Here is a 16,351-nt window from a genome sequence, read left to right as displayed (position 1 = left end):
CGGTCTCGATCGGGTCTCAGTGGGATATGGCCGCAGAGGTCTGCGCCGCGCTGACGCCGGTGTTCCGGATGGCGCCGATGTGGCTGCGCAGCTCCAGCACGATGTCGGTGAACTCCTTGGTGTAGGTCAGCTCCAGTTCGCGCGGGCGCGGCAGGTCGATCTCGCGCTTGACCACGAAGCGGCCGGGCGACTTGCTCATCACGTACACCGTGTCGGCGAGGAACGCCGACTCGCGCAGGTCGTGCGTGACCAGGATCACGTTGAACTGCTGCTCGGTCCAGAGGTCGCGCAGGATGCACCAGAGCTCCTCGCGGGTGAAGGCGTCGAGCGCGCCGAAGGGCTCGTCGAGCAGCAGCATCTTCGGCTCGTGGATCAGCGCGCGGCAGATGCTCGCGCGCTGCTGCATGCCGCCGCTGAGCTGCCACGGGAACTTGTCCTCGTAGCCGCCCAGGCCGACCTTCTGCAGCAGCCGGCGCGCGCGTTCCTCGTATTCCTTGCGCTTGTCGCGGAAGCTGCTGCGGTAGGGCTCGACGATCTCCAGCGGCAGCAGCACGTTGTCGACCGTGGTCCGCCACGGCAGCAGCGATGGCGCCTGGAAGGCCATGCCCGAGATCTTCAGCGGACCGGTGACCGGCTGGCCGTCGATGCGGATCTTGCCCATCGACGGCATCTTCAGCCCGGTGGTGAGCTTCATGAAGGTCGACTTGCCGCAACCCGAAGGCCCGACGATGGCGATGAATTCGCCGCGCTTGACCTTCAGGTCGATCGCCTCGACCGCGAAGTGGTTCTCGCGCAGCAGTTGCTCGTTGTAGGCGAGCCAGACATCCTGGAAGTCGACGAAGGGCGCGTCGCTGCCCGTTGCGCCGGCCATTACTTCTTCAGCACGTTGAGTTCGGCCGCGGGTGGCAGCATCGTGCCGTTCCAGACGGCGTCGGCGCTCACGCGCGTCTTGGTGTTGAAGGCGTCCGACACCTGCGACGCCATCAGCGACAGGCGGGCCGGGTTGATCGCACCGAAGCCTTCGGCGCGTGCGTCGGGGCTGTTGATCACCGTGTCGATGGCCATCTGCAGGCGACGCGTCTCGAGCTTCGAGTCGATGATGCCGTCGCGGGCCTTGACCGACTCGATGGCCGCCGCCGGGTTGGCGAGGACTTCCTTCGTGCCCTTGGCGAATGCCGACAGGAAGGCCTTCACCGCGGCCGGGTTCTCCTTGATCAGCTTCGGCGACGCGATGATCACGTTGCCGTAGAGCTTCACGCCGTAGTCGGGATAAGGCAGCACCACGATGTCCGATGCCTTGGCGCCGCGCGCTTCGAGGTTCAGCAGCGACGTGAAGGTGAAGCCGGTGATGGCGTCGATGTCGCCACGGATCAGCATGGTCTCGCGCAGCGTCGGGTCCATCGCGGTCCAGTTGACGGCGCCGAGGTTGTTGGCCTTCGCGAAGATCGGGAACGCACGGCGGCCGGCGTCGAACACCGGCGCGCCGAGCTTCTTGCCGGTCAGGTCGGCCGGCTTGGTGATGCCGCTCTTCTTGAGCGCCATGACCGATGCCGGCGTGTTGTTGTAGACCATCATGATCGCGACCGGCTTGTTCGGGCTGTCGGGGTTGTTGGCGTGGAACTCCATCAGCGCGGCCAGGTCGGCGAAGCCCATGTCATAGGCGCCCGACGCCACGCGCGTGACGGTGCCGCCCGAACCGTTGCCGGCATCGATCGTCACGTCCAGGCCCGCGTTCTTGAAGTAGCCCTTGGCGGCGGGATGCACGAAGAGCGCCGCGGGGCCTTCGAAACGCCAGTCCAGCTGGAACTTGATCGGGGTCTGCGCATGCGCGACACCCAGGCCGAGGCTGAGTGCAGAAGCGGCGAGGAAGGACTGGAGCAACTGGCGTTTGTTCATGGATGTGTCTCGGCAGAAAGGCAGATGGAAGCTCCGAAGCAATATCGGTGCCCGCACCATATCGATGCAATCCCCGGGTCTTCTCCAAAGCGGTGCATGGCGCTCGCCAAATGAAAACGCCCCGCCGATTGCACCTCGACGGGGCGTTCAAGCGCAGGCGTGCACTATTTCTGGATGGAGACCTGTGCCACGGCCATGGCCGTCATGTTGACTACGCGGCGCACGGTCGCCGACGGCGTCAGGATGTGGGCCGAACCGGCCGCGCCCAGCAGGATCGGGCCGACCGTCACGCCGTTGCCGCTGGTCATCTTGAGCACGTTGAACAGGATGTTCGCGGCGTCGAGGTTCGGGCAGATCAGCAGGTTGGCTTCGCCGGTGAGGGTCGAGTCGGGCAGCGCGTTGCGGCGCACGTCTTCCGACAGCGCCGCGTCGCCGTGCATCTCGCCGTCGCATTCGACATCGGGTGCCATCTTGGCGAACAGGTCGCGCGCCAGCCGCATCTTGCGGGCCGAGCCGCGCTCGGACGAGCCGAAGTTCGAGTGCGACAGGAAGGCCACCTTCGGCGGCAGGCCGAACCGGCGGACTTCCTCGGCCGCCATCATCGCGATGCCCGCGAGCATCTCGGCGCTCGGGTCTTCATGCACGTTGGTGTCGGCCACGAACAGCGTGAACTTCTCCAGCGTCAGCGCGTTCAGCGTGGCGAAGCCCGGCGCGCCGCGCTTCAGGCCCAGCATGTTGCGCAGGATCTGCAGATGGCTGTCGAAGCGGCCGACCAGGCCGCAGAGCATCGCGTCCGCATCGCCCAGGTGCACCATCAGCGCGGCGATCGTGGTGTTGGAGCGGCGCACCATCGCCTTCGAGTTCTCGGGCGTGATGCCGCGGCGGCCCATGAGCTTGTGGTACGTCTCCCAGTAGGTGCGGAAGCGCGGGTCGTCTTCCGGGTCCACGCACTCGACGTCGACGCCCAGCTTGATGTGCAGGCCGGCTTTCTTGATGCGGGCCTCGATCACGGCCGGTCGGCCGATCAGGATCGGCTTGGCCAGGCCTTCGTCGACCGCCAGCTGGGCGGCGCGCAGCACGCGGTCGTCCTCGCCTTCGGCATAGGCCACGCGCTTGGCGGTCGCCAGCTTGGCGGCGGTGAACACCGGACGCATGAACATGCCGGTCTGGTAGACGAAGCGCGTCAGGTGCTGGCGGTAGCCTTCCAGGTCCTCGATCGGGCGCGTCGCCACGCCGGACGCCTGGGCCGCCTTGGCCACGGCCGGCGCGATGCGCAGGATCAGGCGCGAGTCGAAGGGTTTCGGAATGATGTAGTCGGGGCCGAAGGCCAGCTCCTGCCCGGCGTAGGCGTTGGCGACTTCCTCGCTGATGTCGGCCTTGGTCAGCTCGGCGATCTCGCGCACGCAGGCGATCTTCATTTCTTCCGTGATCTTGGTCGCGCCGCAATCGAGCGCGCCGCGGAAGATATAGGGGAAGCACAGCACGTTGTTGACCTGGTTCGGGTAGTCCGAACGGCCGGTCGCGATGATGCAGTCGGGCCGCACGGCCTTGGCCAGCTCGGGCCGGATTTCCGGCTCGGGGTTGGCCAGCGCCAGGATGATCGGCTGCGTGCCCATGGTCTTCACCATGTCGGCCGTCAGCACGCCGGGCGCGGAGCAGCCGAGGAACACGTCGGCGCCGTCGACCACGTCGGCCAGCGTGCGTGCGCCGGTGTCGGGCTGCGCGAAGCGCGCCTTCGAGTCGTCGAAGCCGCCCGCGCGGCCGGTGTAGATCAGGCCCTTGGAGTCGACCGCGAAGATGTTGGCCGGCTTGGCGCCCAGGCCGACCATCACGTCCAGGCAGGCCAGCGCCGCGGCACCGGCGCCCGACACGGCGATCTTCACGTCCTCGATCTTCTTGCCGACCAGTTCGAGGCCGTTGATCAGGGCGGCGGCCGAGATGATGGCGGTGCCGTGCTGGTCGTCGTGGAACACCGGGATGTTCATGCGCTCGCGCAGCTTCTTCTCGATGTAGAAGCACTCGGGCGCCTTGATGTCCTCGAGGTTGATGCCGCCCAGCGTGGGCTCCAGCGCCGCGATGATGTCGACCAGCTTGTCGGGGTCGTTCTCGGCGAGTTCGATGTCGAACACATCGATGCCCGCGAACTTCTTGAACAGGCCGCCCTTGCCTTCCATCACCGGCTTGCTGGCGAGCGGGCCGATGTTGCCCAGGCCGAGCACGGCCGTGCCGTTGGTGACCACGCCGACCAGGTTGCCGCGCGAGGTGTACTCCGCCGCCAGCGACGGGTCGGCCGCGATGTCGAGGCAGGGGTAGGCGACGCCGGGCGAATAGGCGAGCGACAGGTCGCGCTGGTTGGTCAGCGGCTTCGTCGGCGTGATCGAGATCTTGCCGCGCACGGGGCTGCGGTGGTATTCGCGCGCTGCATCGCGCAAGGCTTCTTCTGCGGGGGAAAGAGGGGCGGACATGAGGATTTCCTGGGGTTCACTGACGACCGGGAGGCTACATCAAACTGCGGCGCGACCGGCAGCCTCGGGCTTGCGGACCGCGGGCGCCGAATGGCTACCCGCGGATGGGTGGGCAAAGACGATGGCGGTGCGAAAGCTCAGACGGCCATCAGGTCGTCGAGTTCGCGGTAGTCCGGCAGCGTGGTGTCGATCGCGCGGCCGGCGCGGATCACGGTGCGGTCGAACTGCGTGCGCGCGAGCATTTCCGAATAGCTGCGCGCCTTCAGCACCAGCAGGTCGGCCGGGCCGCCGACCTTGAGCGTACCGCGGTCGATGCCCATGATCGCGGCGGGCGTTTCGGTGGCCGCGCGGATCCAGTCGCCCAGCGGATGGTCGAGGTGCAGGATCTTCACGGCCTGCGTGTAGGTGTCGAGCATGTCGTGGTCGCCGTAGGCATAGAACGGGTCGCGGCAGTTGTCGCCGGCCACCGCCACGCGCAGGCCGCGCGCCTTCATCTCGTGCAGCACGGTCACGCCGCGCCAGCGTGGCGTGCGCCCGGTCTGGCTGCGGTCCTGCAGGTACATGTTGACCGTCGGCAGGCTCACGATGTCGATGCCGGCCTCGCGGCAGGCGGCGATCGTCTCCTCGATGAACTCGTCGGTCTGCAGCGCCAGCGAGGTCACGTGGCCGCACAGGATGCGGCCCTTGAACTTCTGTGCGATGGCGTTCTTCGCGACGCGCATCAGCGCGCGCGCGGCCGGGTCGGTCGACTCGTCGACGTGCAGGTCGAGGTCGAGCCCGCGTTCGGTGGCCAGCTGGAGCACGCGCACCAGCGCCTCGTCGAGTTCGGGCGGCATCGCCATGCCGGGGTGCGCCATCGAACGCGTGACGCAGCCGAGCCGGCCGCCGCTTTCGGCCACGATGTCGGCCAGCTCGCGGCCTTCGTCGCGCAGGAACACGTCGAGCGGCGCGATGGACGACGCCTGCAGCTCGATGCGCCCGGCCCAGCGCTCGCGCATGGCGCGGAACACCGGGAACGAGATCGACGCCTGCGGTGCGAAGGAGTCGAGGTGCGTGCGGATCGCGACCACGCCCTTGGCATAGGCGGTGCGCAGGCCGAAGTCCATGCGGCGCCGCACGTCCTCGGCGTGCCAGTGGGCGGCGCGGTCGCGCCCGGTGGCGGCGGAGGCGCCGGCACCATCGCCGGTGAGGTTCTGCTGGCGCGGCCAGATGTGGCCCTTGTCGAGGTGGGTGTGCACGTCGACCATGCCGGGCAGGACCATCGACGCATCCAGGTCGGGGCCCAGTTCGGCGGGCAGGGTGCCGGCGGGTTCGATGGCGGCGATGCGGCCGTCGTCGATCAGCAGGTCGATGTCGACGAGTCCGTCCGTGCGTGCGGTGGCGAAGTCGCCGGGAACGAGGCAGGACGGGGCGCGCAGGCCGCGCAGCGCATAGCGCTCGGTATCGGGTGGGGCGAAAAAGGAATGTGTCATGGCTGGAAAGGGGCCATGCGATTTTCGCGCCTGCCCGCCGCCTTCCCGCCGCCAGCGGGCCGCCGGAACTCAGTGCTTGTCGTGGTTGTGCGGCTCGCCGACGTGGCCCGAGTCCATGAACAGGCTCCAGGCCGCCATGAACAGTGCGGCGATCACCGGGCCGATCACGAAGCCGTTGATGCCGAAGATCGCCATGCCGCCGATGGTCGACATCAGCACGATGTAGTCGGGCATCTGGGTGTCCTTGCCGACCAGCAGCGGCCGCAGGATGTTGTCGACCAGCCCGATCACGAACACGCCGACGAAGATCAGCACGCCGCCCTTGATGAACTGGCCGGTCGCGAGGTAGTAGATCGCCACCGGGCCCCAGATGATGGCGGCGCCCACCGCCGGCAGCAGCGACAGGAAGGCCATCAGCACGGCCCAGAGCAGCGCACCCTGCACCCCGAGGAACCAGAAGGCGAGCCCGCCGAGCGTGCCCTGCGCCACGGCCACGGCCACGTTGCCCTTGATGGTCGCGCGGATCACGGTGGTGAACTTGTTGAGCAGGTAGTGCGTGTGCGGCTTGGCCAGCGGGAGCGCGTCGCGCACGGTCTTCGACAGCGCCGTGCCGTCACGCATCACGAAGAACAGCAGGTACAGCATCACGAAGAAGCTGATCACGAAATCGAAGGTGTTCTGGCCGATGGTCAATGCCTGGCCGGCCACCGCCTGGCTGCCCTGCGAAGCCGCCGCCGTGATGCGCGCCTGCCACGCGCCGAGGTTGCCCAGGTTGATGCGCTCGAGCAGGTTGATGACCCATTGCGGCGCCGCATCGAAGATCTGCTGGAAATAGCTCGCGAAGTCGAGCTGGCCGGAACGGATGTTCTGCGTGACCAGCACGACCTCTTGGACCAGCGACACGCCGACCATGGCCAGCGGCAGGATCACGATCACCAGGCAGATGCCCAGCGTCGACAGGGCGGCCACGTTGCGGCGGTTGCGCATCTTCTTCAGCAGCCGCTTGTAGAGCGGCGTGAACAGGATCGCCAGTGCCACGCCCCACAGCACCGCGCCGAAGAACGGCATCAGGATCCAGAAGAAGGCGGCGGTGACGGCCGCCAGCAGGAAGATGAAGAAGCCGCGCTGGAGTTGGGGGGAATTCATGTTCGGCCGACTTTAGCCGACGTCGTCGGCATTGCCGCGTCGGCGAAGGCGCTGCCGGGCCGAAGGCGCGCGGCGGCCGGTGCCGCCGCGGCAGCGCAGGCTCAGTGCGCGTCGGCGTGCTTGGCCGCGGCGATGACGGCGGCCTCGTCGTGCTGCGTGCCGTTCAGGAACACGTTGAGCAGCACCGCCACTATCGATGCGAGCAGGATGCCCGACTCGATCAGCGAGTGCAGGCCGTGCGGCATCCACTGCTTGAAGTTGGGCGCGATCAGCGGAATCATGCCGACGCCGATCGACACCGCGACGATCATCGCGTTGTGGCGATTGGTCTTGAAGTCGACGCCCGACAGGATGCGGATGCCGGTCGCGGCCACCATGCCGAACATCACGATGCCGGCACCGCCGAGCACCACGGTGGGCAGCGACTCGACCAGCGCCGCCATCTTCGGCAGCAGGCCCAGCACCACCAGGATCACCCCGCCGGCCACGCAGACGAAGCGGCTGCGCACGCCGGTCACCGCCACCAGGCCGACGTTCTGCGAGAAGCTGGTATAGGGGAAGGTGTTGAAGATGCCGCCGATCAGCGTGCCCAGTCCGTCGGTACGCAGGCCCTTGGCCAGGTCCTTTTGCGAAATCTTGCGTTCGGTCATTTCGCCCAGCGCGAGGAACATGCCGGTCGACTCGATCATCACGACGATCATGATCAGCGTCATCGTCAGGATCAGCACCGGGTCGAACTGCGGCATGCCGAAATGGAAGGGCAGCACCACGTCGAACCAGGGTGCCTTGCCGACCTTCTCGTAGGTCATGATGCCCATGGCCGAGGCGACGATCGCGCCGATGGCGATGCCCAGCAGCACCGAGATGTTGGCGACGAAGCCCTTCGCGTATTTCACGATCAGCAGGATCGACACCAGCACCAGCGCGGCCACGCCGAAGCCGGTCAGGTCGGCATAGCGCGGGTTGGGCACCGACGGCATGATCGCGAAGCCCTTGGGCACCGGCGGTATCGCGCTGCCGGGCGAGGTCACGTCGGCCAGCCACTTGGTGTAGGCCGGGTCGACGATGGTCGGCGCGGTCGGGCCGAAGGGGTTGCCGAAGATCCAGTTGATGCCCACGCGCATCAGGCTGATGCCGATGACCGCGATGATCGTGCCGGTCACCACCGGCGGGAAGAAGCGCAGCATCTTGCTGACCATGGGCGCGATCAGGATCGAGATCACGCCGGCCCCGATGATCGAGCCGAACAGCAGCTGGGCGCCCGCCACGCCCGGGTTGGCATTGGCGATGGCGACCATCGGCGCGACCGATGCGAAGGTCACGCCCATCATCACCGGCAGCTTGATGCCGAACCATTGCGTGGCGCCGAGCGACTGGATCAGCGTGGCGATGCCGCAGCAGAACAGGTCGGCGGAAATCAGCAGCGCGACCTCGGCCGGGCTGAGCTTGAGCGCGCGGCCAACGATCAGCGGCACGGCCACCGCGCCCGCGTACATCACCAGCACATGTTGCAGGCCCAGCGCGCCGAGCTTCCCGATGGGAAGGCGCTGGTCCACGGGATGGACGGAAGTCGATTCGGAAGAACTCATGGCGGCTCCAGGGGCGTGGGGCGCGTGCAAGCGGACGCGCGGCGCAGCAAGATTAGGGCTTCGGCGCAGATCAGGAAAGACGCACAATTCGATAAATCAATCGGATCCGACGATGAAACCGACACTGCTCGAACTGCAGGTCTTCGCGACGCTCGCGGAGAGTGGCCATTTCACGCGTGCGGCCGAACGGCTGGGCATGTCGCAGTCGTCGCTCAGCGCGTCGCTGGCCAAGCTCGAACGCCAGCTCGGCGTGCGCCTGTTCGATCGCCATACCCGTGCCTGCCGTCTCACCGAAACCGGCGCGGCGCTGCTGCCGGCGGCGCATCGCCTGGTGGCCGACTGGGAGCATCTGCTGACGGACGCCCGGGACTTCGCGCGGTTCTCGCGCGGCCGGGTCGCCGTTGCCGCGCCCAACGCGCAGTGCGCGCTGCTGTTGCCGCCAGCGATCCGTGCGTTCCGCGACAGCCATCCGGCCGTGCGCGTGGTGCTGTTCGACGTGCCCGAACACGAGGTCCACACGCTGGTGCGCAGCGGCGCCGCCGACCTGGGCATCGCGACGCAGACCGATGCCCGGCTCGACCTGACGGCGACGCCGCTCTACGCCGACGAGTTCATTGCCGTGATGCCGCCCGGCCATCCACTGGCGACACGGCGCACGCTCGAATGGGCGCAGGTGGCGCGCGAGCCGGTCATCGGCTATCTGGCGAGCAATCCGGTGCGGCGGATGCTGGACGAGAAGCTGGCCGAGCGCGGCATCGCGCTCGACTATGCGTTCGAGATCGCCTTGCCCTGGACCATGATGGGGCTGGCGCGCGAGGGGCTGGGCATCGCGGTGGTCACGATGGCCCTGCGCCCGCTCGCGCAGTGGCATGGGCTCGAGGTGCGCACGGTGGGCCGGCCGCAGTTCGCGCGCACCATGACGCTGCTGCGCGCACCCGGCAACTCGCCGTCACCAGTGGTCGCGGCCTTTCGCGACGTGCTGCTCGGCACGCGGGCCGCCGCCTGAGAGGCGTTGCGCCGGCGCAGTGCCGGCGGCCGAGACGGTTGCTCAGGCCAGCAGGTCGGCCAGCGTGCGCGCGATGACCTTGGTCGCGCGGCGCAGGTCTTCCAGCACGAGCCGTTCGTCGCTGCGCTTGGCGTGCGACTCGAGCACGGTGCGCGGGCCGGCGCCGTAGATCACGCCCGGGATGCCGGCCTCGCCGTAGAGCCGCACGTCGGTATAGAGCGGCGTGCCCATCGCGCGGATCGGCTCGCCGAACAGCTCGGCACCGTGCTTCTGGATCGCATCGACCAGCGGCTTGTTGCCGGCCATCGGCTTCATCGAGTTCGCCAGCAGCAGGCGCTTGATGTCGACCGTGATGCCTTCGCTCCCGGCGGCGGCTTCGGCGATCACCTGGCGGATCGATGCTTCGACCTCGACCGGGTTTTCCTCGGGGATCATGCGGCGGTCGAGCTTGAACGTGACCTTGCCGGGCACGACGTTGGTGTTGGTGCCGCCCTCGATCCGGCCGACGTTCAGGTAAGGATGCGTGATGCCTTCGACCGCCGACGTGACCTGCCGGTACAGCACGTTCTGCGCATAGAGCGCGTTCAGGATCTTCACGGCGCCCTGCAGCGCGTCGATGCCGGTGGCCGGGATCGCGGCATGCGCCATCTTGCCGTGCACCGTGACTTCCATCTGCAGGCAGCCGTTGTGCGCGGTGACGACCTCGTAGCTGAAGCCGGCCGCGATCATCAGGTCGGGCTTCGTCAGCCCGTTCTTGAGCAGCCAGCCCGGGCCGAGCAGGCCGCCGAATTCCTCGTCGTAGGTGAAGTGCAGTTCGACGGCGCCGCGGGTCGGCCTGGCGACGGCTTCGAGCGCGCGCAGCGCGAAGGTGAAGCTCGCGAAGTCGCTCTTGCTCACGGCGGCCGCGCGTGCGTACAGCTTGCCGTCGACGATCTCGCCGCCATACGGGTCGTGCGTCCAGCCTTCGCCGGGCGGCACCACGTCGCCGTGCGCGTTGAGCGCGACCGTGAGGCCGTCGCCGCCCTGGCCGTAGACGCGGCGCACGATCAGGTTGGTGATGGATTCGAGGCCGTAGTCCTTCACGTCCTGTGCGGGCACCGCGTGCTTTTCGGCCGCCAGGCCGAAGCTGGCGAGCAGCTCGGCCGTGCGCTCCGCATGCGGCGCGTTGTTGCCGGGCGGCGTGTCGGTCGGCACGCGCACCAGTTGCTGCAGGAACTGCACTTCTTCGTCGAAGTGCGCATCGATCCAGGCGTCGAGCTTGGTGTAGTCGGTCATGGGGTCGTGGGCGCCTGTTCGGCTGCCAGGTTGTCGAGCAGACGCTGGAAGGCTTCCACAGCGAGCTGGATGTCGTCGTTGGTGCTCGATTCGAGCGGGTTGTGGCTGATGCCCGAGTTGATGCCGCGCACGAAGAGCATGGCCTGCGGCATGATTTCGTGCAGCTTCATGGCGTCGTGGCCGGCGCCGCTGGGCATGCGGAACAGCGGCACGCCGAGCGCATCGACGGCGCGTTCCCAGCGCTGCTGCCATGCCGGCGCGCTCGGGGCCGCGGCGGCACGCATCGTTTCTTCCATCTGCAGGCCGAGGCCGCGGCGGCGCACGATGTCGTGCAGTGCGGCCGTCACGTCGGCCACCAGCGCGTCGCGCTGCGCATCGGTCGGTGCGCGCAGGTCGATGCTGAACCTGCAGCGGCCCGGCACGACGTTGATCGAGCCGCTCGGCACTTCGAGCATGCCGACGGTCGCGACCGAATCACCGTCCTTCGCGGCACGTTGCTCGGCGTAGAGGATCAGCTCGGCGACGGCGCAGGCCGCATCGCGGCGGCGGTCCATCGGCGTCGTGCCCGCATGGCTCGCCATGCCGATCGCCTCGCAGACGAAGCGCACGCTGCCGTTGATCGACGTCACGATGCCCAGCGGCAGGTCGAGTTCGTTGAGCACCGGCCCCTGCTCGATGTGCACCTCGACGAAGCCGAGGTAGCGCGCCGGGTCGCGCTGGATCGCGGGGATGTCCGCTTCGCTCAGGCCGGCCTGCTGCATGGCTTCGCGCATCGTGATGCCGGCAGCGTCCTTCTGGTCGAGCCAGGACGGGTTGAAGTGGCCGGTTAGCGCACCGGAGCCCAGGAAGGTCGCCTTGTAGCGCTGGCCTTCTTCTTCCGCAAAGCCGACGACCTCGAAGGCGAAGGGCAGGCGGCGCCTCTGGCGCACCAGTTCACGCACGCAGGCGATGGGCACGAAGATGCCGAGCCGTCCGTCGTATTTGCCGCCGTTGCGCACGGTGTCGTAGTGCGAGCCCGTGATCAACGCGCGCGCACCGGGTGTCGTGCCTTCATAACGGCCGACCACGTTGCCGACCGCATCGATGCCGACGCTGTCGAAGCCGACCTCGCGCATCAGCGCGGCGATCTGCGCGGCGCAGGCGCGGTGCGCGTCGGTCAGGTAGGTGACGGTGAGCTGGCCCTTCTCGGCGAAGCCGGGGTCGCTGTGCACCGACAGCTGTTCGTGCCAGTCCCACACGTCGTTGCCCAGCGCGGGCGCGGCGCCGAACTTGTCGTTCAGGCGGATCTCGGCGATCCGGTGGATATTGCGCAGCGACTCGGCGCGTTCGAAGTCCGGGTGGTTGCCGAGCCGGCGCTGGAAGGTGTCGATGATCTCGCGCTTGCGCAGGCCGGTGCCGCGCGGCCCGCGCACCGCCAGGATGAACGGGAAGCCGAACTTGGCGCCGTAGTCCGCATTGAGCTGCTGGATGGTCGCGAGTTCTTCCGGCGTGCAATCGATCAGTCCCGCCTTGCCTTGCTCGTTGGTCGATTCGGCGGTCAGCGTCCGGCTGACCATGGCCTTGCCAGCGAGTTCGGGGTGGGCGCGGATGAGCGCGAGCTGCTCGTCTTCGGTCGCCTCGTTCACCGCGCGCGCCATCGCGTGCTTCAGGTGCTGCAGCGAGCGGAACGGCGCCGCGTCGAGTGCGCGCTGCGCGACCCACGGCGAATGCTCGTAGGTGCCTTCGAGCAGCGTGATCGCTTCCTGCGGCGTGGCGGCGTTCAGCGCCTCGATGGTGAGCGTCATGTCAGGCTCCTTGAATGGGCGAAGACGAGGGCGAGGGCGATGGCGAGGGCGTCGGATACGGGTGCGTCTGCTTCCAGTGCCGGGCGATGTCGACGCGGCGGCAGACCCACACGTGTTCGTGCTGCGCGATGTGGTCGAGAAAGCGCTGCAGCGCCACGATGCGGCCCGGCCGCCCGAGCAGGCGGCAGTGCATGCCGATGCTCAGCATCTTCGGTCGGTCGTCGCCCGCCGGATCGCCTTCGGCGTAGAGCGCATCGAAGCTGTCCTTCATGTACTGGAAGAACGGGTCGGCATGCGAGTAGCCCTGCGGCAGCGCGAAGCGCATGTCGTTGCAATCGAGCGTGTAGGGCACGATGAGCTGGGGCACCACGCTGCCGTCGGTCTTCTGCACCTGCATCCAGAAGGGCAGGTCGTCGCCGTAGTAGTCGCTGTCGTATTCGAAGCCGCCATAGTCGGCCACCAGGCGCCGCGTGCGCGGGCTGTCGCGGCCGGTGTACCAGCCGAGAGCGCGCTCGCCGGTGAGCTTCTCGATGATCTCCATGCCCAGGCGCATGTGCTCGCGCTCGGTCGCCTCGTCGATCGACTGGTAGTGGATCCAGCGCAGGCCATGGCAGGCGATCTCGTGGCCGAGTTCCTTGAAGGCGGCGGTGAGTTCGGGATGACGTTCCAGCGCCATGCTCACGCCGAACACGGTGAGCGGCAGCCCGCGCTTCTCGAACTCGCGCAGCAGGCGCCAGACGCCGGCACGCGAGCCGTATTCGTAGATGCCTTCCATGCTGATGTGGCGCTCGGGGTAGCTCGCCGGGTTGAACATTTCCGACAGGAACTGCTCGGAGCCCGCGTCGCCATGCAGCACGCTGTTCTCGCTGCCTTCTTCGTAGTTGAGGACGAACTGCACGGCAATGCGCGCGCCGTTCGGCCAGCGGGCGTGCGGCACGTCGCGCCCATAGCCGATCAGGTCGCGTGGGTAGGAGGCGGTGGAGTCGTAGACGTTCATGGGAGGCGATTCAGGAGAGCGCCAGCGCGATGTCGCTGGTCGGCACCTTGCGGTCGAAGGTCAGGTTGGCCTCCACGTTCTGGAGGTGATCGGTCATCAGTTGCACGGCGCGTTCCTCGTCGCGGGCGGCCAGCGCCTTCACGATGTCGGCGTGCTCGTCGTTGGAGTGGCCGGCGGCCGTCGCAGTCTGGTACATCAGCGTGATGAGTGCGCAGCGCGAGACCAGCTCGCCGAGCATCTGCGCCAGCACCTCGTTGCCCATGAGCTCGGCCATGCGGACATGGAAGTCGCCGAGCAGTTCGGTGCGGTCGGTGGCGTCGGCCTTGGCGACGGCGGCCTTCTCGAGCGCCACATGCTCGCGCAGCGCCTTGATGCGGGCCGGCGTGACGTTGCGGATGAACTCGCGCGTCATGCCGGCTTCGAGCATGCGGCGCACGGCGAACACCTGGCGCGCCTCCTCGATCGACGGGGCCGCGACGAAGGCGCCGCGTGCCGGCTCCATGCGGATCAGCCGGTTCTGCGACAGCTGGAACAGCGCCTGCCGCACCAGCGTGCGCGACACGCCGAAGTGGTCGGCCAGCTTCTGCTCGGCCAGCTTGGAGCCCGGCTGCAGCCGATGTTCCACAATGGCCTTGGTCAAGGCATCGACGATTGCGCTCGTGGTGGTCGAGTCCATCGGCGCATGATAGCCTCAAAGCCAAAACGTGTATACACTTTTGTCCACCGGATTTCGCCGGTCTAATTTCAGGAGCTGATTCATGGGCTTGAGCACCCACGTTCTGGACACGATGCACGGCGGCCCGGCGGTCGGCATGGAAGTGGCGCTGTACACCACCGACGGCGACGCCGCCACGCTGGTCAAGCGCTTCGCGTTGAACGCCGACGGCCGCACCGACAAGCCGCTGTACGACAACAACACCCTGAAGGTCGGCACCTACCGGCTGGTGTTCGAGGTGGCGGCGTACTTCAAGAGCCGCAACGTCGCGCTGCCCGAGCCGAACTTTCTCGGCCGCGTGTCGCTCGACTTCGGCGTGGCGCACACCGACCAGCACTATCACGTGCCGCTGCTGGTCAGCCCGTGGAGCTACTCCACGTACCGCGGCTCGTGATGCGGCGGGTGCAGCCGGTGCGAACCGCGCAAACCCTGCAATCGGCGCAATTGGCTATTGCTGACCTTCGGTGAGGGTGTCGAGTTGAAAGCGCCCGCCCTTGTCCCGGTCCCACAGCCAGGTGTCGGTCCAGATCACCGTGCCCATGCGGGTAGGGGCGGGGTAGGGCGCAGCGGCGAGCACGGTGCGTTCGATTTCGGCGATCACCTCGGGCGCATGCTGCGGCGCGCGCATCCAGTGCATCGCGGTGACCTTGCCGCCGGCGTCCAGATACACCTGCAGCGTGCCGACCGCGTACAGCACCGGCGGCAGCTTGCCCGGGTAGATGCGTTCGCGGTTGGCATCGTAGACATGGCGTGCGGCGTCACGACGGTAGTCGCGGGCGGTGGCGGCATCGGAACTGCGCGGCTGCGGCGAGGGCGACTGGGCCGGCGCGGGCGTTTGAACGGAAGCGTTCGACAGCTGGCCGGGCACGCTGCCCGCGGGCGGTGCCGAAGCCGTCGGGCCGGAGCCGCAGCCGGCCAGCAGCAAGGTGGTGAGGAGTACGCAGGCGAGGCCGAGGCGTGTGGACGTGGGCTGGAATGTCATCGCCGCGGTTATACCGCGGGGCGCGGTCGATGAATGGCGCCGCCGACCTGCTGCTGGCCCGGCTCGCACGGGAGGACGGCGTGCTGGTCCGCATCAGCGCCACGCAGGGGTCGGTACCGCGCGAGGCCGGTACCTGGATGGCCGTCTGGGCGGACGACACCACCGGCACCATCGGCGGCGGCCAGCTCGAATACCAGGCGATCCAGGAGGCGCGTGCGCAACTGGCGATGCCGCGCTCGGGCGACATGTCGGATCAGCCCGATCAGCCAGATCCATCCGGCCCGCACGGCACCGCGGCGCGGCGCTATCCGCTGGGGCCGAGCCTGGGCCAATGCTGCGGCGGCGTGGTCTTCCTGCAGTACCAGCGCATCTCTGCCGCCGATGCGCCCGCTTTGCGCAGCGTGCTGATCGCACATCTGCAACCGGTCGCCTTGTTCGGCGGCGGCCATGTCGGCGCGGCGCTGGCGCGGCTGATCGCGACGCTGCCCTTCGCCCTGCGCTGGATCGACAGCCGCGAAGGCGTGTTCCCGGCCGCGCTGCCGGTGCAGATCGAAACCGAGCATTCCGAGCCGGTGCAGGACGCCGTCGCCGGCCTCGCATCCGGTTCGCGCGTGCTGATCATGAGCTTCAGCCACGCGGAGGACCTCGACATCGTGATCGCCTGTCTGCGCCGCCTGCGCGAGCGCGACGACCTGCCCTATGTCGGCCTGATCGGCAGCAAGACCAAGTGGGCGACCTTTCGGCACCGGCTGGAGGCACGCGGCTTCACGCAGGCAGAGATGGACCGCATCACCTGCCCGATCGGCGTGCCCGGCATCGGCGGCAAGGAACCCGAGGTGATCGCCGTGGCTGTCGCGGCACAGTTATTGCAGACATTGCACAACGCTTGAGGCTGCGAGCGACGGGGAACGCAGAAAAAGCGCAAGACAAAGCGGAAGACGGGCCACGATGTTGCATACACTTCAGTCCACAATAAAACGCCGCAGCGGAGCGAAGCACACCGTGCTTGCGTTCGCGGCATTTC

Annotated in this window: 14 protein-coding genes; 3 read left to right on the top strand and 11 right to left on the bottom strand. The window is 67.9% G+C overall.

The genetic code is table 11. From position 1 onward, the window contains the following. Nucleotides 1-16: 16 nt before the first annotated feature. The 6 genes from AC07PZ_RS21005 to AC07PZ_RS20980 form a co-directional block, all read right to left on the bottom strand. Nucleotides 17-871: an ABC transporter ATP-binding protein gene (locus tag AC07PZ_RS21005; RefSeq protein ID WP_495297060.1), complete on the bottom strand. Its 855-nt coding sequence runs from the start codon at nt 869-871 to the stop codon at nt 17-19. Continuing rightward, a complete protein-coding gene (locus AC07PZ_RS21000) occupies nt 871-1,896 on the bottom strand; it encodes an ABC transporter substrate-binding protein (protein ID WP_495297059.1) in 1,026 nt (341 codons plus the stop codon). Before AC07PZ_RS21000 ends, AC07PZ_RS21005 begins: the two co-directional genes overlap by 1 nt. 164 nt (nt 1,897-2,060) lie before the next feature. Continuing rightward, on the bottom strand, nt 2,061-4,361 hold the full coding sequence (locus AC07PZ_RS20995; protein WP_495297058.1) for an NADP-dependent malic enzyme: 2,301 nt from the start codon (nt 4,359-4,361) through the stop codon (nt 2,061-2,063). Between the two features lie 137 nt (nt 4,362-4,498). After that, nucleotides 4,499-5,833: a cytosine deaminase gene (locus AC07PZ_RS20990; RefSeq protein WP_495297057.1), complete on the bottom strand. Its 1,335-nt coding sequence runs from the start codon at nt 5,831-5,833 to the stop codon at nt 4,499-4,501. Between the two features lie 69 nt (nt 5,834-5,902). Continuing rightward, a complete protein-coding gene (locus AC07PZ_RS20985) occupies nt 5,903-6,979 on the bottom strand; it encodes an AI-2E family transporter (RefSeq protein ID WP_495297056.1) in 1,077 nt (358 codons plus the stop codon). A 101-nt stretch (nt 6,980-7,080) separates the two neighbouring features. After that, nucleotides 7,081-8,568, bottom strand: a complete 1,488-nt coding sequence (locus AC07PZ_RS20980; protein ID WP_495297055.1) for a nucleobase:cation symporter-2 family protein — start codon at nt 8,566-8,568, stop codon at nt 7,081-7,083. A gap of 112 nt (nt 8,569-8,680) precedes the next feature. Between AC07PZ_RS20980 and AC07PZ_RS20975 the strand changes: the two genes are divergently transcribed. Further along, the gene (locus AC07PZ_RS20975; protein WP_495297054.1) at nt 8,681-9,574 is read left to right on the top strand and encodes a LysR family transcriptional regulator; all 894 of its coding nucleotides are present in this window, start codon (nt 8,681-8,683) and stop codon (nt 9,572-9,574) included. 42 nt (nt 9,575-9,616) lie between these two features. Here the strand turns inward: AC07PZ_RS20975 and AC07PZ_RS20970 are convergent, their stop codons facing one another. From AC07PZ_RS20970 to AC07PZ_RS20955, 4 genes are read right to left on the bottom strand one after another with little or no spacing between them, the layout of a single operon-like run. Then, nucleotides 9,617-10,849 (bottom strand): M20 family metallopeptidase, encoded by a 1,233-nt coding sequence (locus AC07PZ_RS20970; RefSeq protein WP_495297053.1) that lies wholly within the window; start codon nt 10,847-10,849, stop codon nt 9,617-9,619. After that, nucleotides 10,846-12,633 (bottom strand): 2-oxo-4-hydroxy-4-carboxy-5-ureidoimidazoline decarboxylase, encoded by a 1,788-nt coding sequence (gene uraD, locus AC07PZ_RS20965; protein ID WP_495297052.1) that lies wholly within the window; start codon nt 12,631-12,633, stop codon nt 10,846-10,848. The genes AC07PZ_RS20970 and uraD overlap by 4 nt, the downstream gene beginning before the upstream one ends. A 1-nt stretch (nt 12,634) precedes the next feature. Beyond that, complete coding sequence (gene puuE, locus AC07PZ_RS20960; RefSeq protein ID WP_495297051.1) at nt 12,635-13,630, bottom strand: allantoinase PuuE; 996 nt, start codon at nt 13,628-13,630, stop codon at nt 12,635-12,637. 10 nt (nt 13,631-13,640) lie between these two features. Then, nucleotides 13,641-14,306, bottom strand: a complete 666-nt coding sequence (locus AC07PZ_RS20955) for a GntR family transcriptional regulator (RefSeq protein WP_495297050.1) — start codon at nt 14,304-14,306, stop codon at nt 13,641-13,643. An 82-nt stretch (nt 14,307-14,388) separates the two neighbouring features. On the opposite strand from AC07PZ_RS20955, the gene uraH reads away from it, so the two are divergent. Beyond that, on the top strand, nt 14,389-14,739 hold the full coding sequence (gene uraH, locus AC07PZ_RS20950) for a hydroxyisourate hydrolase (protein ID WP_495297049.1): 351 nt from the start codon (nt 14,389-14,391) through the stop codon (nt 14,737-14,739). 54 nt (nt 14,740-14,793) lie between these two features. Here uraH and AC07PZ_RS20945 read toward each other — a convergent pair whose 3' ends face one another. Further along, nucleotides 14,794-15,327 carry a hypothetical protein gene (locus tag AC07PZ_RS20945; protein ID WP_495297048.1) on the bottom strand — a complete coding sequence of 178 codons (534 nt, stop codon included), beginning with the start codon at nt 15,325-15,327 and terminating at the stop codon, nt 14,794-14,796. Nucleotides 15,328-15,356: 29 nt separating this feature from the next. On the opposite strand from AC07PZ_RS20945, the gene xdhC reads away from it, so the two are divergent. Beyond that, the gene (xdhC, locus tag AC07PZ_RS20940) at nt 15,357-16,217 is read left to right on the top strand and encodes a xanthine dehydrogenase accessory protein XdhC (RefSeq protein WP_495297047.1); all 861 of its coding nucleotides are present in this window, start codon (nt 15,357-15,359) and stop codon (nt 16,215-16,217) included. Nucleotides 16,218-16,351 lie beyond the last annotated feature (134 nt).

The sequence above is a fragment of the Variovorax sp. GW821-FHT10B04 genome (assembly GCF_059415645.1).
This window is presented reverse-complemented; position numbering and strand designations above follow the sequence as displayed.